Annotated in this window: 22 protein-coding genes and 1 pseudogene; 9 read left to right on the top strand and 14 right to left on the bottom strand. The window is 63.2% G+C overall.

Features of this window, described 5'->3' with window-relative positions:
* Nucleotides 1-116 precede the first annotated feature (116 nt).
* On the top strand, nt 117-800 hold the full coding sequence (locus AQUI_RS0122815) for a glutathione S-transferase N-terminal domain-containing protein (protein ID WP_027259590.1): 684 nt from the start codon (nt 117-119) through the stop codon (nt 798-800).
* A gap of 115 nt (nt 801-915) precedes the next feature.
* Here the strand turns inward: AQUI_RS0122815 and AQUI_RS0122820 are convergent, their stop codons facing one another.
* From AQUI_RS0122820 to AQUI_RS0122835, 4 genes are all read right to left on the bottom strand, one after another.
* Nucleotides 916-1,527: an inner membrane-spanning protein YciB gene (locus tag AQUI_RS0122820; RefSeq protein WP_027259591.1), complete on the bottom strand. Its 612-nt coding sequence runs from the start codon at nt 1,525-1,527 to the stop codon at nt 916-918.
* Between the two features lie 29 nt (nt 1,528-1,556).
* A complete protein-coding gene (locus AQUI_RS0122825; protein WP_027259592.1) occupies nt 1,557-2,459 on the bottom strand; it encodes a DMT family transporter in 903 nt (300 codons plus the stop codon).
* A gap of 78 nt (nt 2,460-2,537) precedes the next feature.
* Nucleotides 2,538-3,713 (bottom strand): signal recognition particle-docking protein FtsY, encoded by a 1,176-nt coding sequence (gene ftsY / locus AQUI_RS0122830; RefSeq protein ID WP_027259593.1) that lies wholly within the window; start codon nt 3,711-3,713, stop codon nt 2,538-2,540.
* Between the two features lie 77 nt (nt 3,714-3,790).
* A complete protein-coding gene (locus AQUI_RS0122835; protein WP_027259594.1) occupies nt 3,791-4,426 on the bottom strand; it encodes a lysoplasmalogenase in 636 nt (211 codons plus the stop codon).
* A gap of 174 nt (nt 4,427-4,600) precedes the next feature.
* On the opposite strand from AQUI_RS0122835, the gene AQUI_RS0122840 reads away from it, so the two are divergent.
* The gene (locus tag AQUI_RS0122840) at nt 4,601-4,987 is read left to right on the top strand and encodes a hypothetical protein (protein WP_035920454.1); all 387 of its coding nucleotides are present in this window, start codon (nt 4,601-4,603) and stop codon (nt 4,985-4,987) included.
* Between the two features lie 29 nt (nt 4,988-5,016).
* Here AQUI_RS0122840 and xseA read toward each other — a convergent pair whose 3' ends face one another.
* A complete protein-coding gene (gene xseA / locus AQUI_RS0122845; RefSeq protein ID WP_027259596.1) occupies nt 5,017-6,510 on the bottom strand; it encodes an exodeoxyribonuclease VII large subunit in 1,494 nt (497 codons plus the stop codon).
* 135 nt (nt 6,511-6,645) lie between these two features.
* On the opposite strand from xseA, the gene purD reads away from it, so the two are divergent.
* The gene (purD, locus tag AQUI_RS0122850) at nt 6,646-7,911 is read left to right on the top strand and encodes a phosphoribosylamine--glycine ligase (protein ID WP_027259597.1); all 1,266 of its coding nucleotides are present in this window, start codon (nt 6,646-6,648) and stop codon (nt 7,909-7,911) included.
* Nucleotides 7,912-8,255: 344 nt separating this feature from the next.
* On the top strand, nt 8,256-8,723 hold the full coding sequence (locus tag AQUI_RS0122855; protein ID WP_027259598.1) for a GNAT family N-acetyltransferase: 468 nt from the start codon (nt 8,256-8,258) through the stop codon (nt 8,721-8,723).
* A gap of 62 nt (nt 8,724-8,785) precedes the next feature.
* Here the strand turns inward: AQUI_RS0122855 and AQUI_RS0122860 are convergent, their stop codons facing one another.
* The 3 genes from AQUI_RS0122860 to AQUI_RS0122875 all read right to left on the bottom strand — a co-directional run bounded on the left by AQUI_RS0122860 (nt 8,786) and on the right by AQUI_RS0122875 (nt 11,905).
* A complete protein-coding gene (locus AQUI_RS0122860; RefSeq protein WP_027259599.1) occupies nt 8,786-10,549 on the bottom strand; it encodes a DUF1217 domain-containing protein in 1,764 nt (587 codons plus the stop codon).
* Between the two features lie 226 nt (nt 10,550-10,775).
* Nucleotides 10,776-11,582 carry an FG-GAP repeat domain-containing protein gene (locus AQUI_RS0122870; protein WP_027259600.1) on the bottom strand — a complete coding sequence of 269 codons (807 nt, stop codon included), beginning with the start codon at nt 11,580-11,582 and terminating at the stop codon, nt 10,776-10,778.
* Nucleotides 11,582-11,905, bottom strand: a complete 324-nt coding sequence (locus AQUI_RS0122875) for a 2Fe-2S iron-sulfur cluster-binding protein (RefSeq protein WP_027259601.1) — start codon at nt 11,903-11,905, stop codon at nt 11,582-11,584. The genes AQUI_RS0122870 and AQUI_RS0122875 overlap by 1 nt, the downstream gene beginning before the upstream one ends.
* Before the next feature lie 165 nt (nt 11,906-12,070).
* On the opposite strand from AQUI_RS0122875, the pseudogene AQUI_RS28670 reads away from it, so the two are divergent.
* From AQUI_RS28670 to AQUI_RS29475, 4 genes and pseudogenes are all read left to right on the top strand, one after another.
* Nucleotides 12,071-12,517, top strand: a pseudogene (locus AQUI_RS28670) (OB-fold nucleic acid binding domain-containing protein).
* A gap of 73 nt (nt 12,518-12,590) precedes the next feature.
* Nucleotides 12,591-13,112, top strand: coding sequence for a peptidoglycan-binding domain-containing protein (locus AQUI_RS0122885; protein ID WP_027259602.1), 522 nt, complete (start codon nt 12,591-12,593; stop codon nt 13,110-13,112).
* Nucleotides 13,113-13,200: 88 nt separating this feature from the next.
* Nucleotides 13,201-13,869, top strand: a complete 669-nt coding sequence (locus AQUI_RS0122890; RefSeq protein WP_027259603.1) for a Crp/Fnr family transcriptional regulator — start codon at nt 13,201-13,203, stop codon at nt 13,867-13,869.
* A 262-nt stretch (nt 13,870-14,131) separates the two neighbouring features.
* Nucleotides 14,132-14,644 (top strand): class I SAM-dependent methyltransferase, encoded by a 513-nt coding sequence (locus AQUI_RS29475; protein ID WP_051371966.1) that lies wholly within the window; start codon nt 14,132-14,134, stop codon nt 14,642-14,644.
* A gap of 75 nt (nt 14,645-14,719) precedes the next feature.
* Here AQUI_RS29475 and AQUI_RS0122900 read toward each other — a convergent pair whose 3' ends face one another.
* The 6 genes from AQUI_RS0122900 to rpiA all read right to left on the bottom strand — a co-directional run bounded on the left by AQUI_RS0122900 (nt 14,720) and on the right by rpiA (nt 21,113).
* Nucleotides 14,720-16,213, bottom strand: coding sequence for a Do family serine endopeptidase (locus AQUI_RS0122900; protein WP_027259604.1), 1,494 nt, complete (start codon nt 16,211-16,213; stop codon nt 14,720-14,722).
* Between the two features lie 259 nt (nt 16,214-16,472).
* The gene (locus AQUI_RS0122905; protein ID WP_027259605.1) at nt 16,473-16,667 is read right to left on the bottom strand and encodes a DUF2065 domain-containing protein; all 195 of its coding nucleotides are present in this window, start codon (nt 16,665-16,667) and stop codon (nt 16,473-16,475) included.
* Nucleotides 16,667-17,548, bottom strand: coding sequence for a protease modulator HflC (hflC, locus tag AQUI_RS0122910; RefSeq protein ID WP_027259606.1), 882 nt, complete (start codon nt 17,546-17,548; stop codon nt 16,667-16,669). The genes AQUI_RS0122905 and hflC overlap by 1 nt, the downstream gene beginning before the upstream one ends.
* Nucleotides 17,548-18,702: an FtsH protease activity modulator HflK gene (gene hflK / locus AQUI_RS0122915; RefSeq protein WP_027259607.1), complete on the bottom strand. Its 1,155-nt coding sequence runs from the start codon at nt 18,700-18,702 to the stop codon at nt 17,548-17,550. The genes hflC and hflK overlap by 1 nt, the downstream gene beginning before the upstream one ends.
* Before the next feature lie 81 nt (nt 18,703-18,783).
* Nucleotides 18,784-20,139 carry a glutathione-disulfide reductase gene (gene gor / locus AQUI_RS0122920; RefSeq protein WP_027259608.1) on the bottom strand — a complete coding sequence of 452 codons (1,356 nt, stop codon included), beginning with the start codon at nt 20,137-20,139 and terminating at the stop codon, nt 18,784-18,786.
* A gap of 185 nt (nt 20,140-20,324) precedes the next feature.
* The gene (rpiA, locus tag AQUI_RS0122925; protein WP_027259609.1) at nt 20,325-21,113 is read right to left on the bottom strand and encodes a ribose-5-phosphate isomerase RpiA; all 789 of its coding nucleotides are present in this window, start codon (nt 21,111-21,113) and stop codon (nt 20,325-20,327) included.
* A 143-nt stretch (nt 21,114-21,256) separates the two neighbouring features.
* Here rpiA and AQUI_RS0122930 point away from each other — a divergent pair, with 143 nt between their 5' ends.
* Nucleotides 21,257-22,033, top strand: a complete 777-nt coding sequence (locus tag AQUI_RS0122930) for a methyltransferase domain-containing protein (RefSeq protein ID WP_027259610.1) — start codon at nt 21,257-21,259, stop codon at nt 22,031-22,033.
* The last annotated feature ends 82 nt before the right edge of the window (nt 22,034-22,115 follow it).

A 22,115-nucleotide genomic window follows, 5' to 3' on the forward strand; every position in this document is an offset into this window, starting at 1 on the left:
AGGCTCCAGTCAAGCCGCCCGGGCCAAAACGGTCACAGCCGAGTGAGGGCAGACGCCTCTTGCCCACCCGGCGCCCGCCGTGTTCCTGTGGCCGGGTAACCTGACGGAGGAAACAGATGCAGGATCCGGTCCAGCTCCACTACTGGCCCACGCCGAACGGCTGGAAAATCTCCATCGCGCTGGAGGAGATGGGCCTGCCCTATGAGACCACGCTGATCGACATCACCAAGGGCGATCAGTTCGCACCGGATTTCCTGAAGATCTCTCCCAACAACCGGATGCCCGCGATTATCGACCCGGACGGGCCGGACGGCGCGCCGGTCCCGCTGTTCGAAAGCGGCGCCATCCTGCAATACCTCGCCCGCAAGACCGGGCGGTTCTATGGCGCGGATGAACGCGCGCGGCTGATGGTGGATCAATGGCTGATGTGGCAGATGGGCGGCGTCGGCCCGATGGCGGGCCAGGCACATCACTTCCTGAAATACGCTGCCCAGGATCTGCCCTATGCCAAGGACCGCTACCGCAGCGAAGTGGCCCGCCTTTATCGCGTGCTGGACCGGCAGCTGGCGGAGAATGACTATGTGGCCGGAGCAGGCTATACGATTGCCGACATGGCGATCTGGCCCTGGGCCTCACTGTGGGAAGGCCAGCAGCAAACACTGGAAGACAAGCCGCATCTGGCCCGCTGGCTGGATCTGATGTGGTCCCGTCCCGGCGTGATCGCTGGCCGCGCGCTGCATGCGGACTTGCGCAGCGACCGGTCGGATACCAAGGCCCAGCAGGTGCTGTTTGGCAATTAACGTTAGCCGGATGCGCACCTGCAGCGCACCGCAGGTGCGCTGCCCGGCCCAAGGCTTTACATCTCATCTCTGATGAGGTGCCAAGGCGCGGGAGCCCTCCGCTGACGGCCGCCGATTACTCCGCCGGGCCAGCTTCTTCCTCCAGCCCGAATTTCTGCAGCAGCTGCCCTTGAGCCATAAAAAATGCGAACATCGCCACCGGCAGGCCGAAGGTCTTGAAATAGACCCAGGTCTCGGTGCTCTGGGTCCGCCAAATCAACTCATTCGCCACCGCCAAGCCAAAGAAGAACGCGCACATCCGCCGGGTCAGGATCATCCACCCCTCCTGCTTCAAGGGCATCAGCTCCTCCATCACCACCTTCAGCCAGCTCTGCCCACGCAACAGGCCGATGCCCAGCAAGCCGCCGAACAAGAGATACAGCATCGTCGGCTTCATCTTGATGAAGCGGTCGTCGTTGAACCACACCGACATGCCGCCGAACAGCACCACCAGCACCAGGGTCGCAAATTGCATCCGCGACAGATGCCCGGTCAGCTTCCACAAGGCCAGCGTGGACGCCACCATCAGCGGAATGAACGCTGCGGTGATGACGATGAAGCCCTGATACTCGCTGCCACCGATCAGAAACACCTCATCCTTCAGCTTCAGATAGCCGATGAAGAACAGGACGACCGGGCCCAGTTCCAACAGCATCTTCAGGGTCGGGTTGATCTTCTTTGCGGCCATGGGGCCTCCTGTCAGTTCTGCGCGCGGTCTCAGCCGCCCATTTCCACTATCACGGCGCCCAGCGCGATCAAAGCCATCAAGGCAATCCGGCGCGGCCCCACAGTTTCCTTCAGCACCAGCCAGCCGATCAGGGCTGCAAAGACTGTGGAGGTCTCGCGCAGCACCGCCGCCTCCCCCACTTTGTCCAGCCTTGTGGCCAGCATGATCGCGCCAAAGGACGCAAAGGCGACCAGCCCGCCAAAGACCCCCCGGACCATCAGCGGCCCCGGCGCCGGCCGCGCGGGCATGGTCCGCCAACGGGTGAAGGCAATCACCGGAAACACCAGCCCGTCGATCATGAAGAACCACGCGAGGAAGGTGAACGGATCCGCCGTCGCCCGGATGCCATAGGCGTCATATGTGGTGTAGGCGGCCACAAACAACCCGGTGACCACCGCCAGCCCCAGTGCAATTCCCAGCGTGTCGCGGTTCACCGTCAAATAGCGGTAGTTGTACCCCGCCAGTCCGAAGATCCCCGCCAGCAGCACCGCCACCCCCAGCCATTGCACCGGGGTGAATACCTCGCCGAACAGGAAGAAGGAGCCGATCACCGTGAACAGCGGCCCGGTGCCCCGCACCACCGGGTAGACCACGGTGTAGCTGCCCTTGGTATAGGCCAGCGCCTGGAACAGCTTGTAGAAGACGTGGATCCCCCAGGCGACAGCGAAAATCAGCCACATATGCGGCTCCGGCCAGGGCACCACGAACAGCGCAAAAGGCGCCGCCATCACGCAGTAGGAAAAGTCGATCGCTCCGCGCGACAGCCAGGGATCATGGCGCCCCTTTTGCAGCGCGCCAAAGACCGCATGCAGGAAAGCCGCCCAGATGGCCAGAAACAGCGCGGCTTGATGCCCCGCTTCGGTGCCCTCCAGGGAGATCAGCCAATCGCTCAAATCAAATGCCTTTGCGCGGGAGGAGAGCGCCGGGGGCTGCCTGCCCCCGGGGATATTTTTAGCCAGATGAAGACAGGATCAGGTCTTTTCCAGGCCGGTCAGGGCTGCGGCAAATTCTTCCGGATCAAACGGCGCCAGATCGTCGATCTGCTCGCCCACCCCGATGGCGTGAATAGGCAGGCCGAATTTGTCGGCCAAAGCTACCAGCACGCCGCCCTTGGCGGTGCCATCGAGCTTGGTCATCACCAGGCCGGAAACATCCGCCAGCTTCTGGAAGGTACCCACCTGTGACAGCGCGTTCTGCCCGGTGGTCGCATCCAGCACCAGCAGGGTGTTATGCGGCGCGGTCTCATCCTTCTTGCGGATCACGCGAACGATTTTCGACAGCTCTTCCATCAGATCCGCACGGTTCTGCAGACGGCCCGCGGTGTCGATCATCAAGAGATCTGCGCCCTCTTCCTGCGCCTTGGTCATGGCATCGAACGCCAGCGAGGCCGGGTCGGAGCCTTCGGGTGCTGTCAGCACCGGCACCCCGGCCCGGTCGCCCCAGACCTGCAACTGCTCCACTGCGGCAGCGCGGAATGTATCGCCTGCGGCAATGACCACCTTCTTGCCCGCGCCTTTGAACTGGCTGGCCAGCTTGCCGATGGTGGTGGTCTTGCCGGAGCCATTGACCCCCACAACCAGCACCACCTGCGGGCGCTTTGCATAGATCGGCAGCGGCTTCGCCACCGGTTCCATGATGCGGGCGACTTCCTGTGCCAGAAGCTCCTTGATCTCACGGCTGGAGACCTTCTTGCCCATCCGCCCCTCGGCCAGGTTGGCAGTCACCCGCAGCGCCGTGTCCACGCCCATGTCGGCGGCGATAAGCAGCTCTTCCAGCTGCTCCAGCATGTCGTCATCCAGCGCCCGGCGCGGCTCGGCGGCGGCGGTGCGGCCCATCAGACGGCCCAGCAAGCCCGGCGATTTTTTCTCAGGCTCCGGTGCAGTCTGCGGCGCGGGGGCAGGCTCGGGCGCCGCCAACGGCTGCGGCGCAGGCGCGGTTTCAGGTTCGGGCGCAGGCTCCGGATCGGCAACAGCTTCCGGCTGCGGAACAGGTGCCGGGGCGGGCTGCTCCGGCGTCACTGCCGGGGCCTTTGCCAGGGCTTCAGCCGCACCGCTCTCGGCCCCCTCCTCGACAATTGCATCGAGCCCCTGCTCGAGCTTGGAGGAGGATTTGAACAGCCGTTCCTTGAGCTTTGAGAAAAACGCCATCTTGGTCTCCGCAAAAGGGTTTGTACCTCACCTAATGCGGATTTACCCGGAGTGCAAAGCGCAAGGCACCGCCGGGTTCAGGAAAATGCAGCGAGAAACCCGGCTTGCGCTCCCCAGTACAGCACCCAGACAGCATATGGCGTGATCCGCCGCAGCGGGTGCTCCTCGCTCAGAACAAAGGTTTCCGCTGCCAGGATCATGTCCGACAGCATAAAGGCACAGGCGGCAGCAAAGACCCAAGTGCCAAACGGCAGGGTCAGCGCTGCCGCCCCCATGCCGAGAATGATCGGGATATAGGCCAGCACCGGCGCTTTCAGCGCCCCCGCCCGCGGCGCCAGAACGCGTATCATGATCAGGCCCAGCACCAGCAGCACGGCGGCAACCGCTGCAGCCGGCATTTGCATGACCCGCACAGGGTCGCTGTCCGGGCGGGTCAGGAACAGCGCCGCATAAGCCAGATGCCCTGCGGCAAAGGCCCCCACCCCCGCCATAAAGGCGCTTTCGCCGTTGCGCGACAGGAACAGATCGCCCAGCGCGCAAAGGCCAAGCGCCAGCACCAGCAGCAGCGGCGCCCCCGCCAGCCCGCCGCCAAGAGCCAGAAGCGCAACCGCCGCGGTTTTTGCCAGGCTGCGCAGAATACCGGGCGACTGCACGGTCAAAAACAAATACCCGGCGGCGCAGAGCACGGCCCCTGCTGCAGTCCATTGCATCATCACGTTCCTGCCCCCTGCCCGTTTGCGCCAGTTGGCCGCAAGACACCCGCCGGGTCAAAGGTGACCAAACGGGAGCTTGGCAGCGCCGCTCCGCTTTGCGGCCTGTTTGCGCCCGTTGTGTTTCCCTTGGCCGGGACCCGGACACTCTGGCACAGTGAGCCCATGCGCTGTTTGATGATGATTCCCCTGATTGCCGCCCTGAATGGGCCGCTGCAGGCTGCCGAGCCGCTGAACGCCGAGCAATTCGACCGCTACACCCAGGGCCGCACCCTGTTTTACGGTTTCGGCGGCAGCATGTACGGGGTGGAGCGCTACCTGCCCGGACGGCGGGTGATCTGGTCTTTTCTGGACGGCAGATGCCAGGAGGGCATCTGGTACGAGGACGCAGGCCGGATCTGTTTTATCTATGAAAACAGGGGCGATCCGCAGTGCTGGAGCTTTGAGCTCACCCCCGGCGGGCTGACCGCCCGGTTTGAGGATGACCCAGCCTCGACCGAATTGTACGAGGCCGAAGACATCGGCGAGGAAATGCTGTGCTACGGCCCTGACGTCGGGGTCTGAGGCCGACTGCGGCGCAATGAGTATTCAGGCTAGAACAGCGAACCCTGGCCGCCGCCGGGCGGTTTCGGCGCGGCGGTCTTGGCGGCTGAGTCAGCAGTGCCCTCCTCCAGATCCAGCGTGCCGTCGGCAAATTCGATCTGCAGCGGGCCGGCCTTGGCTGCTGCATCCCTGGTGGTGAGGATCTCCGCGCCCGAACGCACCACCGCATAGCCGCGCTCAAGCGTAGCCTTGTAGCTGAGGATCTCCAGTTGGCGGCCTGCGGCGGAGAGGCTTTGGCGCTGACGGTCAAGACGCAGCGATTGCGCGGCATCCAGGCGTTGCGAAAGACGGCCCAACGCGTCGTTGCGGGCTGTGATCTCGCGCTGGATCGGGCGCAGGGTCAGACGGGAGGACAGGTTTTGCAACCGGTCGCGGCGCCCTTGCACCAGTTGGCGCAGGGTGGAAGGGCGCAAGCTGGCGGCAGTTTCACTCAGATGCACTCGGCGGCGCTGCACACCGCTGATCAACGCGCCCGGTAACCGGTCGGATATCCGGTCGAGCCGCTGGCGCGGGGTTTCCAGCAGGGTATCGGGCTTGGGCAATGCACGGGCCAGATCGTTCAGCCGCTGGCGTCCCAGCTGAACCGCCTGCCCCGCGGCACGGGTGAGCCGCGCCCCCTGGGTCTCGGCCCAGGCCATCAGTTCCAGCCGTACCGGCACCGCCAGTTCCGCCGCCGCCGTCGGGGTCGGCGCCCGGCGGTCAGAGACAAAATCAATCAGCGTCGTATCCGTCTCATGCCCCACGGCTGAGATCAGTGGGATCTGCGAGGCGGCGGCAGCCCGCGACACAATCTCCTCGTTGAACCCCCACAGGTCCTCGATCGAACCGCCGCCGCGGGCGACGATGATCAGATCGGGCCGCGGCAGCGCGCCGCCCGGCGTCAGCCGGTTGAATCCTTCGATGGCGCGCGCCACTTCCGGCGCGCAGTTCTGGCCCTGCACCGCAACCGGCCAGACCAGCACTTTGCGCGGGAACCGGTCGCGAAGGCGGTGCAGAATATCACGGATCACCGCGCCTGAGGGCGACGTCACCACCCCGATGATCTGTGGCAGATATGGCAGCGGCTTTTTGCGCTCGGAGGCAAACAGCCCCTCTGCCTCCAGCTGTTTCTTGCGTTTCTCCAGCAGCGCCATCAGCGCGCCCTGGCCCGCAACCGCGACTTCATCCACATTCATGTTGTATTTGGATTGGGCGCCGAATGCCGTCAGCCGGCCGGTAACGACAACCTCCAGCCCCTCCTCAGGCACCACCGACAGACCCGCCACTTGCCCTTTCCAAGTGGTGCAGGCCAGCACCGAGCGGTCGTCCTTGATGTCATAATACAAATGGCCGGAGCGCGCCTTGAACACCCGGCCCACCTCGCCCTTCACCCGGATGCGGCCGAAGGTGCCCTCCAGCGTGCGCTTCACCTCGCCGGAGATTTCCGAGACGGTGAATTCGGGCGCGTTCTGCCCCGGTTGCGGGTCGTCAAACAGGTCGGACATTGCGGGGCTGCTCTCCTGCGGCTTGAGGCTGGTCTTGTTTTGAATTCGCGCGCAGCATAGAACCCGCCGCAAGCAAGGCAAGCCCCGGACAGGACCGGGGCGCCTCTCGGCTCAGGCAGATCGGAGAAGACGCAGATGAACATCCTTATCCTTGGCAGCGGCGGGCGCGAACATGCATTGGCCTGGGCGGTGATGCAGAACCCCAAATGCGACAAGCTGATCGTGGCGCCGGGCAATGCCGGCATCGCGCAGATCGCCGATTGCGCATCGTTTGATATCGAGGATGGCGGCGCGGTAGCCGGGTTTGCCGAGGAAAACGCCATTGATTTCGTGATCATCGGCCCGGAGGCGCCGCTGGCCGCAGGAGTGGCCGACCGCCTGCGCGAGGCAGGCCTGCTGGTCTTCGGCCCGTCGGAAGCGGCGGCGAAGCTGGAAGCCTCCAAGAGCTTTACCAAAGAGGTCTGCGACGCAGCCAAAGCGCCCACCGCCGCTTATGGCCATTTCACCAAGGCAGAGGCTGCCAAGGCGCATGTGCGCGAACACGGCGCGCCCACTGTGGTAAAGGCCGACGGTCTGGCGGCCGGCAAGGGCGTGATCATCGCCATGACCGAAGAAGAGGCCATCGCCGCCATCGACGATATGTTCGGCGGCGCCTTTGGCGGGGCCGGCGCCGAGGTGGTGATCGAGGAATTCATGGAAGGCGAAGAGGCCTCACTGTTTGTGCTGGTCGATGGCGAGGATGTGCTGGCGATCGGTTCTGCCCAGGACCACAAACGGGTAGGCGAAGGCGACACCGGCCCCAACACCGGCGGCATGGGCGCCTATTCCCCGGCGCCGGTGCTGTCGGCAGAGGTTGAGGCCCGCGCGATGGAAGAAATCGTGAAGCCCACCATGCGGGTGATGGCTGAGCGCGGCATGCCTTATCAGGGCGTGCTCTATGCGGGCCTGATGGTCAAGGACGGGCAGCCGCGGCTGGTGGAATACAACGTCCGCTTTGGCGATCCGGAATGCCAGGTGCTGATGATGCGGCTTGGCGCGCAGGCGCTGGACCTGATGCATGCCGCGGCTGAAGGCCGTCTGGGCGAGGCGCAGGTGAACTGGGGCGACGATCATGCAATCACGGTGGTGATGGCGGCTGAGGGCTATCCCGGGTCTTACCAAAAAGGCTCGGAAATCAAGGGGCTGAAGGCCCTGCCCGAGGATAGCAGCAACATGGTCTTCCACGCCGGCACCAAAGCGGAAAACGGCAAGGTTCTGGCAGCCGGCGGCCGGGTTTTGAACGTGACCGCCCGCGGTGAAACCCTGCAAGAGGCCCGCGACCGCGTTTATGCAATGGTGGACGGGGTAGATTGGCCGCAGGGTTTCTTCCGCCGCGACATCGGCTGGCGCGCGCTGGGTTGAGCGTCTGTCCCGGCGGCGGCTCTCCCGTCTGTTTCCAGTCAATCGCAGATTGACAGTCTTAGTTGGGCGTGGCCGGGCGCAAATGCGCCCGGCGCGGCGGCATTGCCCGGCCGGCCATTGTTCCACCAGCCGGCGGTATCCCTAGCCAGTGCATTGCGGTATTCTGGACTTCAATCAGAAGCGAGATGCAGTGACACGATGAGAACTGTCCAAGGCGGCAAAGGTCAGCACCTGCAGGGAAGCTGCCATTCCCTCCCAACAGCCTCACATACCGTCTGCACGGCTTGCCTTCTGCTATTGGCCAGCCGGGAGTATTTCCGGCCCACCCTCAGGGAGACCCAGCTATGAATTTGCCCCGCCGGATCAATGCTGACGATCCGCGGCTTGCCGACGTGCTGGCCCTGATCCGGCGCAGCTTTGCCTATATGGACGGGCGCATTGATCCGCCCTCTTCCATGCACCGGCTGACGGTGGATCGAATGAAAGATCACTGTGAGGCCGGCGGCGAGATCTGGGCTGCCGGCAGCCCGCCTGTGGCCTGCATATTTCTGACACCAAAGGCGGACTGCCTGTATCTGGGCAAACTGGCAGTCGATCAGGCGTACCGCGGGTCAGGCCTGGCAAGGCAGTTGGTGGATCTGGCGGCACGGCGCACCAGCGATCTTGGCCTGCCTGCGCTTGAGCTGCAGACGAGGATCGAACTGGTGGAAAACCACCGTGCATTCGCCCGGCTGGGATTCGTCAAGACCGCAGAAAGCTCCCATCCCGGTCACAACAGGGTGACGGACATCACCATGCGCATGACGCTTTAGCGCCAGACCTCAAAGCCGGGCAGTGCCTGGGCCGTTCATAAGGCCAAGACTCATCCGCTAGGTCAGAACAGCGACAAAATCGGATCGCTGACGCCTGTGTTCAAAGGTGCGTTGAGATCCGCCAGCATCAGGAACCTGTTGCGGAATTCATCCAGTTTTCCGGCTTCGAGAAAATCTGCAGGATGGGTGGTTCCAAATGCAGCAAACGAACGCTCCTTCATTTCCTCCACCTGCCTGTCCACATCCAGCTGGCCGAAACCAGACGGCAGCGCCAACGCGCTTTCAAAAACCGTTTTCAGCGGCGGCGAACCGATAATGCCGTACCAATGGGCGTTTTCGCTGCCGCCTGCGTCAGCAACGGTCTGCAGCTCGCGCTCAAAGGCCAGCGCCAGGCGCATGTTCTGATCGCTCTCGCCGATCTCAATTTCAAACTGGCGGGTGGTGTAAAGCTCTGAAAGTTGCTCGGCAAAGCCTTCGGGATACTCCCGGCTGGTTTCTCCCTCGTTGAAAGAAAAGGCATGCGCCATGGCTTTCAGGCCCGAGTCATAATGCAAGTTTGCATATGACGTGCTGGACGACAGGTCAGATTCAAAGACGCGAATCACTGTGTCAAACTCCAAACTCCGTTTGCTTTGCCCAAAAATGTCCAGCGTCGCATTGAACAAGCTTATATCAAAGACCAGCTCCCTTGGATCGGAGAAGGTGCCCAATTTGTCCGTGATCTCATTGGAAAACACCTGCATCTTGCTGACATGATCCGGCCAGCCGTTCTGGAACGCATCAGCAAAGTCATAGTAGGCAGCATTTTCCGGCTGGTTCACATAGGAGTTCGGGTCTGACAGGTCGGATTCCAGAATCTGACGCAGCTCGGCCTCGTCCCTGCCAAGAAGGCCGAATGTGTCCAGCGCATGCTCCAGCACCTCCGAGTTTGACAACAGCTCATCCGGGTCGGTCATTTCATTGATATCCGGCCAGCCGAATGCAAAGGCCTCTGAAACCGCAAGATACCTTGTGTCCTCCAGCTGGTTCACAAAGGAATCTGGATCGGTTGTATCCGATTCGAGAACGCGCCGCAGAAAAACGGGGTTGGAGCTTTCCAGATCGAAGGTTTCAATGACGGCTTGCAGAAGATTCTTATCCTCCAGCAGATCATCCGCGCTTGCCAGGCCTTCGGCATGGTCATTGAACTCCCCGACCAGCGCCTGAATGCTGTTTTCATACACCGGCGGTGCATTGAAACTGAATTGCCGGGCAAACTCGGCATATTTCGGATTGCTCAGCCTGTTTACAAAGGAGGCCGGGTCTTCCAGGTCGGATTCCAGAACTTTCTGCAAAAAGAACGGGTTGTTCTCAAACCCCTCCATTCCGACATTGCCGAGCGCCTTGCGCAGCAGGGTGCCGTTTGCCAGCAAATCATCCGGCGAGGCGACGCTGGCAAATTCAGCGCCACCCTTGGCAGAGGGAAGCGTTGGTCCATCCGGATTGTTGAAACCAAAGGTGGCCGCCAGCGCCTGATACCGGACGTCGTTGAGCCGGTTCACAAAAGATCCCGAGTCGCTGACGTCGGATTCAAGCACTTTCTTGATGAACGCCCTGTTGCCGATATCCTCGTCCAGGCCAAAGGCGCCCAGCGTCACGGTCAGCAGATTGTAGTCATCCAGCAGCTCGTCCGATGTCTGAATGCTGGTGATTTTTTGATTGAAGTCCTGCACCGTCCGGTCGATGACCGGCGATTTCTCATAAATTTCCTGCTGCTGGTCGCGGGTCCGCTGCAGGAAGGTCCACCCGCTGATACCGGTGCCCAACACATAGGGTGTAAAGCTCACGCGCCTGTCTCCTGTAAAACCGGCCCAGACAGATAGCCGCCTGGCGCCGTTCGTCAGGGGCAACATAACTAAAGGTGATGAATAAATATGAAACACCGCGCAAAAACCGGGTTGGACGCGGTGCAGCAAGCCTGTCTTTCCGGGCGGCAGAGGCGGCAAGCATTCCCGCCTGCTCCAGCCCACTCTTGCAGATGCGCTTCCCAGTTGGGCGCGGCGCGGGCAGCGCCTAGCGGCAGGCCAGTACGGCCTGCAGACGCGTTCCCTGACCGAAAGGGCCGATGTCCTGGCTGGCGATCCTGCCGTCCTGCAGACGGGATGCGATGATCCTGCGCCAATCACCGCTGACCGTCACCAGCTCCGGTCCCTGCCCGCAATTGCGGATGCCGGAGGTGATGAAGCCCTGGCCGATCCGGTGATTGGTCAGCCCGGCTTGGCTGGCTGTTTCAGTCAGCGCGCCGTCCTTGAACCGCCAGATGCGCAGGGTTTTCGCCAGGTGCGGCCGGTCGACATAGGCTACCTCCACATACCCGTCGCCATCCAGATCCGCGGCGCCAATTGGGGCCAGCCAGCGGTTGCGGGTGCCAATATGCGGAGTAGCGGCAATTTTCTCCCCACGCGCGTCATAAATGGCCAGCTGGGCACCCTGCGCCACATCGGTTTCGACCACCAGGACTTCGGGGCTGTCATCGCCGTCCACATCCGCCAGCCGCGGCGCGGTGTCCTCGAACACATGATCCTGCGGCAGGCGGATTAGAATTTTGGACTTCCGGTGGACCGTCTTGTTAGTAAGCCCGACCTCATCCGTGCCTTCTACGGTCAGCACCAGCGTCCCGTATTCCACATCATCACCCAGCACACCGTGCCCGTAGCGGGTGGTGGGATCGCCGTAACGCGCCGAGACCACCCTGTCCTCAGCCGCCAGTGCAGAAGGGCCAGCCAAGGCCAGCCCCAGGCACAACGCCCGCCATGCGCGGCGGGCGGAACGGGGCCGGGCGCGCATCCTCAGACGCCGCGCCGCTGCCCCCGCGGTCATCAGATCTGCTTTTCGGGCATGTGCACAACCAGCCCTTCCAGCGCGTCGCTCACCTTGATCTGGCAGGTCAGGCGCGAGCGGGCAGGATCCGGCTCAAAGGCGAAATCCAGCATGTCCTCTTCCATGTCGTCCTTGGCGGGCAGCTTCTCGACCCAGTCCGGCGCGATGTAGACGTGGCAGGTCGAGCAGGCGCAGGCGCCGCCGCAATCGGCCTCGATGCCCGGAATGTTGTTGTCGCGCGCGCCTTCCATCACGGTCAGCCCGTTGGCGACGTCCACCACATGGCTGGTGCCGTTGTGCTCGATGTAAGTGATCTTTGCCATTGTCAGCTCTCTTCCCTTTTCCGGTACTTGCGCGACTGTGTAGCCAAGCCCCTGCGCCGGTGCCACCCCCAATTGCGACCCCGCCCTGCCGCAGCTGGACTTTTTGAGTGGATGTTCTTTATTCGTTCACGTCGGATATTTTTCAACTGCAGAGCCGTTTTCCTCATGCCAGCTCCCGCCCTCGCTCCAACCTCTGCCTCGGCCTGCGCAGCAGACGGGCACAGTTCACAGCCCTGGCCGCGCCCGCCGCACTGCCTGCCCGCCGCCCGGCTGCCCGGCTGCAGGAACCGCTCCAGGACGCCCGCATCACCGTCGCCGGGCTGGTGATCCTGCGCCAGCGCCCCGGCACCGCCAAGGGGTGATCTTTGTCACGCTTGAGGATGAAACCGGCATCGCCAACGTCATCGTCAGGCGTAAGATTTACGAGGCTTTCCACCGTGCGGTGATCTCCGGCCGGCTCTTGCGCGTCACCGGCCGGCTGCAGCGGGCGCATTCCGTCCCCATGTGATTGCCGGGACGGTTGAGGACATTTCGCCGATGCTTGACCTGTTGCTGGCGGAACAAGGCCGCCGGGATGATCCCGCCTTTGCGCAAGGGCCGGAACTGGGCTAACCTGCCGTCAAAGCACCGGCGCCCGGAACTGACATGCGCGCCGGCAGAGGCACAGTGACAAAGGCACGCGGGCATGACGCCGAGCATTTTCGATATCAGCCGCCGGCTTTGGCCCGGGCTGCTGCTGGCACTGCTGGCGGCCTGTGTCCAGCCGTCGACCGGCGGCGACGTTTCCCGCGCCGGCCGCTATGCCCCGCCCGGCGCGGCGCCCGGCACCTGCTGGAGCACGCACACCTCCCCCGCGGTGATCGAGACCGTCACCAGCCAGATCCTGGCAGAACCGGCGCTAACCGGCAGCAACGGCCAGATCATCCGCCCCGCCGCCTTCCGCACCGAGACCCGCCAGCAAATCGTAAAACCGCGGCAGAAACGCTGGATCGAAATCCCCTGCCCCGCAATGATGACGCCGGACTTTATCCGGACAATCCAACGCGCCTTGGCCGCCCGCGCGATCTACCGCGGCCCCCTTCACGGACAGATGGACGCCGCCACCCGCAAGGCTGTGCAACGCTATCAGGCACCGCTGGGGCTGGACAGCGGCACCCTGACACTCACCTCCGCCCGCAAGCTGGGACTGGTCGCCGTGGAGGGCTGAACCAACCGGTTCAGCTCCCCGGTTCCCCGGTGTCCATGCCTCTGCTAAGGTCCGCCGGACTGGGCACCAGACGCAAAGAGATTTGGCCATGCTGACAACCCGCCTGCCCGATACCGGCTTTCTCTCCGGCGCCTCCGGTCCGCTCAGGCGCATGCTGGAAAGCCAGGCCGCAGAAGTAAAGCTGCACCAGGGCGAAGTTCTGTTTGAACAGGGCGATGCAGGCGACGCGCTTTATGCAATTGCCGAGGGGGCGCTGGAGTTTTCGGTGCTGTCTGCTTCGGGGCGCAAACTGTCGCTCGACATGATGCGCCCCGGCGCGGTGTTCGGCGAGATCACCCTGTTCGATCCGGGGGAGCGCACCGCTACCGCCATCGCCGCCGAACCCAGCCGGGTGCTGCGGCTGCGCAGCGGCGATGTGCTGGCACAGATCCGCCAGCATCCGGATCTGGCTGCCGACCTGTTGCGGCTGGCGGGGCAGCGGATGCGCTGGATGAACACCCAGCTGAACGAACAGGTCTTTCTGCCGATGCCGGTGCGGCTGGCCCGCAAGCTGCTGTATCTCGCACCGGAAGGCCGCGACGGCCGCGTCGCGCTGTCGCAAGCGGAGCTGGCTGAATTCGTCGGTGCCACCCGCGAGGCGGTTTCAAAAACCCTGGCCGCCTGGAAGCGCAACGGCCTGGTCAGCATCAGCCGCGGCGGCGTGCAGATCCTGGACCGGGACGAGCTGGCGGTGCTGGCCGAGCCGGACTCGATCTAAGGGCGCTTGCCCGCGGAAATCTGTTCTAAACCTGCAAGAAAATTCCTGTTCTGTAATCCGGGTTACAGAACGCGCGCTCGCAGCTGGCGATAACCGGATACAGACAGCCATTATCCGTTCCATCCCAATGGCTGCCTGTCCCCAAAGAGCCATGTGCCCGCCAGCGCATGGCTCTTCCCTTTTCCGGCTCCCGCCCCGGCCCCGGGACCTCACGAAATATTTCACTTAGCCTTCCTGGAACCGGGCCGGTACTGTGCCCCGCATGGCATATGACTACGACAAGCTTTACCGCGAAACACCTGAGGCGCTCGGCGCGCCCTCCACGGTCTTCACCGCCTTTTTCAACGGGCTGCCCACCAAGAGATTAAAGGTTCTGGACGCCGGCTGCGGCCAGGGGCGGGACGCGTTGTTCATCGCCCGCTTGGGCCACCGGGTGACCGGCGTGGACCTGTCCCCGCATGGCATCCAGGGCATGCTGGCCACCGCCGCGCAGGAAGGCTTGGACATCACCGGCATTGCCGCCGACCTCACCGCTTGGGAGCCGCAGGAGGACTATGACATCCTGCTGTTCGACCGGACCCTGCACATGCTGGCCGCGCCGGACCGGCGGGCGGTCCTGGCCCGCAGCCTGCCGCATCTGCGTCCGGGCGGCTGGGTTCTGATTTCCGATGAAAAAGGCAACCTAGAGGATTTCCGCCGGATTTTTGCCGCAGAACCGGGTGCCTGGCACACCGAACAGGACAGTCGCGGTGTGTTGTTCATGAAACGCGCATAGCCCCCCTGCGGAAGCAAAAAAGGCCGGGAGAATGCCCGGCCTTTAATTGTTCTTTCTTACTCTGCCTGACGGCTCTTACTCCGCCAGGTTCAGCGCCACAAAGCGCGGCTCGCCGCCGCGGCGCACCAGCAGCAGCAACGACTTGCGGCCCGCCTCCTTGGCTTCGGCAACGCGGGTCTCCAGCTCGCTGATCGAGGTGACTTTTTCCTGGCCCGCCTCGGTGATCACATCGCCGGCGCGCAAGCCTTTTTCCCAGGCCTCCGACGTCTCATCCACTGAAAGAATCGCCAGCCCTTCGACATCTTCGCCTACACTAAGCTCACCGCGCATCTGGTCAGTCAGAACTCCGACCGACAGGCCCAGCAGTTCCTTTTCCGTCTGGCTGGATCCACCATCACCGTTCTGCTGGCTGGACGGCCCGCGTTCGGCATCCTCGCGGCGGCCCAAGGTCACCCGCAGGGTTTCAGTCTTGCCTTCGCGGTAAACCACCAGCCGCACGGTCTTGCCGACCTCTGCATTGCCGACCTGGCGCACCAGGCCGCGGGTGTCCTTCACCTCGCCGCCGTCAAAACTAACGATCACATCGCCCGCCAGCACACCGGCCTCTTTGGCGGGGCCTTCTGGGACATCCGTCACCAGCGCGCCATGCGCCTTGTCCAAGCCGATCGCCTCAGCCAGATCCGCATCCACATCCTGGATCTTCACACCCAGCCAGCCGCGGCGGGTCTCGCCGAACTGTTTCAGCTGGTCGACCACCTTGACCACCACATTGGACGCCATAGAGAAACCGATGCCGATGGAACCGCCATTGGGCGACAGGATCGCAGTGTTCACGCCGACCACATCGCCATCCATATTGAACAGCGGCCCACCTGAGTTGCCCCGGTTGATCGCCGCATCGGTCTGGATGTAGTCGTCATAAGAGCCTGAAAGCTCGCGGTTGCGCGCCGACACGATGCCTGCGGAAACCGAGAACCCCTGCCCCAGCGGATTGCCCATGGCGACCACCCAGTCGCCGACGCGCGCCGTGTCGCTGTCACCGAACTTGACGAATTTCAGCGGCGCCGGCGCCTGCACCTTCAACAGCGCGATATCGGTGTTAGGATCGGTGCCGATCACCTTGGCCGGCAAAAGCTCCTTGGGCTGGCCGTCGCCGGGAAAGAACTCGATCTCAATCTCATCGGCCCCTTCGATCACGTGGTTGTTGGTAACGATATAGCCGTCCTCGGAAATCACAAATCCCGAGCCCAGCGCCGAGGACCGGCGCGGGCGGTTGCCATTGCCATTGCCGTTGCGGTCCTGGAATTCGCGGAAGAAATCTTCAAACGGCGAGCCTTCGGGCACGATGCCCCGCGGGCCGGTGCGGCCTTCGACCACAGTGGTGGTGGTTATGTTGACCACCGCCGGGCTGACCTGATCGGCCAGCGGCGCCAGGCTCTCGGGGCGCGCCATCGCGACCACTGCCTGCATCAGCAGGACGGCCATGCTCAGCACCGCAAGCCAGATCATGCGCATCATCGCGCTGCTGCCGCCTGCCCGGCCGGAAATTGCAATTGCCTGTGGCTGCACGGATCTACTCCTTGTCACTTCTAAGTCACTTCTAATTCTTCTTGTCCGCCCCTGACCGGCGCCAACACCGGAACAGCCGGGCGGAGTCTTATGGACCCAATGTAGGAACTTCCGCCCGCCCCGCAACAAATGTTGCAAGGAATAAAGCCGCTGTGACCGGGTTTTCAGCCCGCAACAGCGGGGGCGCGTCCTGCTGCAGGCATCCTAGCAGGGAAAAATTACGTTTTCGCTGAAAATCTGGGGGGGGGGAAACGGCGCCTCAGATGCCAAACCTGAACGCCAGCCAGACCAGGATCAAACCCAGCGCCAGCGCCGCCAGCCCCGCATTGCGGCGCTGCTCCTCGCTCAAGGCCCGCAGCATTTCCAGCAGCCGCTCCACAAGCGAAGGGGCCAGTGCGTACACCAGCCCCTCTGCAATCAGTACCAGCCCAAGAGCCAGGAGGATGAACCCCATTACTGCCCAGCCGGCTTGCCGTCCGAGGATTTCAGGTAGTTGAAAAACTCGTTGTCCGGCGACAGCACCATGGTGGAATTCCCTGCCAGCAGAGAATTCGCATAGGCGTTGAGGCTGCGGTAGAATTCAAAGAACTCCGGGTCCGCACCATAAGCCTGGGCAAAGATCGCGTTGCGTTCGGCATCTGATTCACCGCGGATGATCTCCGCCTCGCGCTGCGCTTCCGACACCAGCTCGACCACGGTCCGGTCGGCCTGCGCCCGGATCCGCTGTGCGGCTTCGTTACCGCGGGCGCGCTCGTCGGTGGCTTCGCGCACCCGCTCGGCCCGCATCCGCTCAAACGTCGCGTCCAAGTTCTCGGACGGCAGGTCGGTGCGTTTCAGCCGCACGTCGATGATGGCAATTCCCAGCGCACGCGCATCGGCAATGGCGCCGTTGCGGATCCGCAGCATCAGCGCCGCCCGGTCGGAACTCAGGATATCGTTGGAGCTGACCGAGCCGAGGATCTCGCGGGTTTGCGCCCGCAGGATCGAATCCAGCCGGTTTTCCGCAGTGGCGATACCGCCGGCACCAACCGCCTGACGGAACCGGTTAACATCCACAATCCGGTAGCGCGCAAAGGCGTCAACCACCAGACGGCGGTCATCCGACGGGGTGATTTCCAGCGGGTCGATATCGCGGCTCAGGATGCGGTCGTCATAGCGCACCACCTCCTGGATCAGCGGGATCTTGAACGCCAGGCCCGGATCTTCCTTGACCGAGACCACCCGGCCGAACTGCAGCACCAGCGCCTTTTCACGCTCGTCCACAATGAACAGCGACGACAGCGCGGTGATGGCAGCGATCACCAGCACCGGCAGCAAAAGAGTTGTCTTACGCATCAGTTGCTTCCTCCGCGGCGCAGTTCATTCAGCGGCAGGTAAGGCACGACGCCCTGGCCTTCGCCGGATTGCTCATCGAGGATGATCTTGTCGACCCGGCCCAGAACCTGTTCCATGGTTTCCAGATACAGGCGCTTACGGGTGACTTCGGGAGCTTTGGAATACTCCGCCAGAACCGCCGAGAACCGGCTGGCCTCACCCTGGGCTTCGTTGACCACACGGGCGCGGTAGCCTTCGGCGCGTTCCAGCAGCTCCGCAGCCTGGCCGCGAGCTTCAGCCAGCGCATTGTTGGCATAGGCGTCCGCTTCGTTCTGACGCCGGTCGCGTTCCTGTTCCGCAGCCTGAACATCACGGAAGGCCGCAATCACTGACGCGGGCGGGTCGGCCTTGTCAAAGTTGACGCGGATGATGTTGATACCGCTGTCATAGTCGTCCAGCGTGAATTGGATCAGCTCCTGCAGCCGCGAGGCAATCGCACCCCGGTCCCGGTTCAGGATCGGCGCCAGTTCGGACTGGGCGATAATCTCGCGCATCGCCGATTCCGACACCGCCCGGATGGTGGTGCGGGCGTCGCGCAGGTTGAACAGGAACTTCGCCGGATCGTTGATGTTCCAGACCACCTGGAAATCGATGTCCACAATATTCTCGTCCCCGGTCAGCATCAGCCCGGCTTCCGAGCCGCGGCCGCCGCCAACACCGATGTCTTCGGTCTGTTCACGGGTCACCGGCAGAATTTCCTTGGTCACCAGCGGCCAGGGCGCAAAGTTCAGGCCCGGCTGCCCGGTCGAGGAATACTCCCCCAGGAACAGCTCAACCGACTGTTCTTCCGGCTTCACGGTGTAAAAGCTGGCAAAGCCCCACAGCACAGCTGCCGCAACAACGGCCAGCCCCAATGTGCCCTTGGTGAACAGCGGCCCGTTGCCGCCAGAGCCGCCGCCCCGGCCGCCCCGTCCGCCGGAACCGCCGCGCCCGCCCATCAGGACGCGCAGCTGCTCCTGGCCTTTCTTCACCAGTTCGTCAATCTCGGGGATCTGGGGGTCCTCCGGCTTGCGGCCGCCGCCGCCGCCATTGTTGCCGCCGTTATTGCCCCGGTTGCCTCCTCCGCCGCCAGAGGAGCCACCGCCCCCCCATGGGCCACCGCTATTGCCCGCCATTTGTCTCCTATCCGTTTGCTGCCGCCCATGAATGTTTCACAATGGGCGGCATGAGGTCTAAATTGTTGCCGGTCCGCCCGATCAGGTCGTGCGCACCGGAGTCTTCAGCGTTACCAACTCTTCCGACATTGTCGGGTGGACCGCAACCGTGCGGTCGAAATCTTCCTTGGTTGCCCCCATCTTTACGGCAATTCCGGCCAGCTGGATCATCTCTCCGGCACCCGGTGCGACAATGTGGCAGCCCAGCACCTTGCGCGTGGCTTTTGACACCACCAGCTTCATCAGCACTTTCTGGGCCCGGCCCGCAAAGGCCTGCTGCATCGGCTTGAAGGAGGCCGCATAAACCTCGATCGCTTCCTGCTTGACCGCGTCTTCTTCGCTCAGGCCCACAGTGCCCATTTCCGGCTGGGTGAAGATCGCCGTCGGGATCAGCTCGTGGTCGGGGCTGGTCGGGTTGCCTTTGAACACTGTTTCGACAAAGGCCATGCCTTCGCGGATCGCCACCGGCGTCAGATTCACCCGGTCGGTCACATCACCCACCGCAAAGACTGACGGCACGCCGGTCTGGCTGTAGGCATCGACCATGATGGCGCCGCCCTTGCCGCGCTCGACGCCGATGTTTTCAAGCCCCAGATTGTCCGCATTGGGCGCGCGGCCCGTGGCATACATCACCTTGTCGAACACATGTTCATTGCCGTGCGTATCAGTCACCCGGATCTTGCCGCCCTCGGCGCGCATTTCCGTGACATTGGTGTTCAGCTGCAGGTCCACGCCGGCCTCCACCATGCCTTCTGCGATCACGCCGCGCGCTTCCTCGTCAAAGCCGCGCAGGATCTGCGGGCCGCGGTAGAATTGCGTGGTCCTGACGCCCAAGCCATTCATGATGCCCGCAAATTCAGACGCGATATAACCGCCGCCGACAATCAGCAGGCTTTCGGGCAGCGTATCCAGGTGGAAAATCTCGTTCGAGGTGATCGCCAGCTCCGAGCCCGGAAATTCCGGCACGGTCGGCCAGCCGCCGGTCGCGACCAGAATATGCTTGGCCGTCTTGCGAGTGCCATCGGCCAGCTCAACGGTGTGCGCATCGGCCAGCTTGGCGCGCTGGTCAAAGCTCTCAACACCGTTGTTCTTCAATATGTTGCGGTAAATGCCTTCCAGCCGGTCCAGCTCGCTGTGCAGCTTGCCCTTGAAAGTATCCCAGTTGAAGGCGCCTGCCTTGATATCCCAACCATAGGCCCGGGCGTCCTCAACCATGCCGGAATATTCCGAGGCAAAAACCATCAGCTTCTTCGGCACGCAGCCGCGGATCACACAAGTGCCGCCATAGCGGTCCTCTTCGGCCAGCGCCACCTTGACGCCTTCCTGTGCCGCAACGCGCGCGGCGCGCACCCCGCCCGAGCCGCCGCCGATGACAAACAGATCGTAATCAAAGCTCATGAATTTCCGCCCTTTGCATGTCTTGTGCAGGTGTATCCCATAACGGACCACCAAACGCCATATGCCCAAGTGGGCGTTATTCAGCCGCTTTCAACCTTTTGCTGCACAAACACGCGGGGTTGTGAGGCAGAAAACCATCATTGCGGTTAAGGCGCTGCCCGGCCTGCCGGCCGGGCAAAGACCGATCAATCCTGCAGATCGGTGAACAGGTTGTCGTTCTCGACAAAGTCCAGCTTGTCCTTCTCAACCGTGCCTTCGTTGATATCGCGCACCTCGACCCTTCCGTCGCCGAAACCGATCACCACTGTGTCGCAGATGTCGATGAACAGCCCGTTCTCGATCACCCCGGGGATCTGGTTCATCACCAGCGCCAGCTGGCGGGCATTGCCGATACGTTTCAGATGCAGATCAAGAATGTAATTGCCCTCGTCGGTCACAAACGGCGCATCACCGTTCATCCGCAGCGTCGTGGTGCGGCCCATCACATCCATCGACACCAGGGTCTCCTCAATCAGCGCCTGGCTGCTCTGCCAGCCGAATGGCAGCACCTCAACCGGCAGCGGGAAGGCACCCAGGGTCTCAACCGACTTGCTGGCATCCGCAATCACCACCATCTGGTCCGAGGCGGTGGCCACGATCTTCTCCTGCAGATGCGCGCCGCCGCCGCCCTTGATCAGGTTCAGATCGGCGTCGAATTCATCCGCGCCGTCGATGGTCATGTCCAGCCATTTGGCCTCGTCCAGCGACACCACATTGATGCCCACGTCCCGTGCCAGCGCGGCGGTGCGGCTGGAGGTCGGCACTGCAGTGATCTTCAGCCCGTCGCGGCTCACCATCTCGCCCAGGCAGCGCACCAGCCAGGCGGCGGTGGAGCCGGTGCCAAGACCAACCCGCATACCATCCTCAACCATTTCAGCCGCCCGTTTGGCAGCAACAAATTTCGCCTTGTCGATGGGCGACAGCTCTCCGGTCATCAGGTGACTCCATGAATACGCGTTTGCTGCGGTTATAAGCGGTTTGCCGCCTCTGTGCGAGGGGGCTTGCAGCGGATTCCGGCGCCGCGGCTGGAAATGCGCGGCGGCCGGGCTATTGGTTTTCAACTCGGGGGATCAAAACCATGCTGCAATTCGACGAAGACACCGCCCGCGTGCTGGAAGATGCCTATCAGGGCGCTGATGTGTCGCAGCGGCGGCGGACCAGTTTCGACGCGCTGACGCCCGAGCCCGGCGACCGCATCCTGGATCTGGGCTGCGGCAACGGGCTGCTGACGCTGGAACTGGCCCGCGCTGTCGGCCCCGCAGGCCATGTGACCGGGTTGGACGCCAGCCCCGACATGCTGGCCGCCGCCCGCAACCGCCTGGAGGGGCGCGCCAATACCACTCTGGCCGAGGGCGATGCTGCCCGGCTGCCGTTTGAACCGGAAAGCTTTGACAAAGCCGTTTCGCTGCAAGTGTTCGAGTATTTGACCGACCGCCGCCCGGCTCTGCGCGCCTTGCATAAGGCGTTGAAGCCCGGCGGGCGGCTGGTGGTTGGTGACATGCATTGGGACACCCTGGCCTGGCACAGCGACAATACCACCCGCATGAACCGGATGCTGGAGGCCTGGAGCCGCCACATGGCCGTGCGCGATCTGCCTGCAAAACTGCCGTTCGAAATGCGCAGCTGCGGGTTCGAAGTCCAGCAAGTGAAGCCGCTTGCCGTCTGCGACACCACCCTGCGCCCGGACGGGCTGGCAGCGATGATGATCCAGCTGATCCGCGCCTTTGCGGTGGACATCGGCTCCACCGACCCCGACGATGCCGCCGCCTGGGCACAAGAACAGCAGGAACTGGCCGCCGAGGGCAGATTCTTCATGTCGCTCACCCATTTTGTCTGCACCGCCCGGCGGCAATAGCCACCTGAAGCGCAGACAGGACCCCCCCTCCGGCGCGCCGGCAGCGAAACATGCATCACAAAGGCGGGTTTCCTATTGGAAA

Source organism: Leisingera aquimarina DSM 24565, assembly GCF_000473165.1.
In the GTDB taxonomy this organism is placed as follows: domain Bacteria; phylum Pseudomonadota; class Alphaproteobacteria; order Rhodobacterales; family Rhodobacteraceae; genus Leisingera; species Leisingera aquimarina.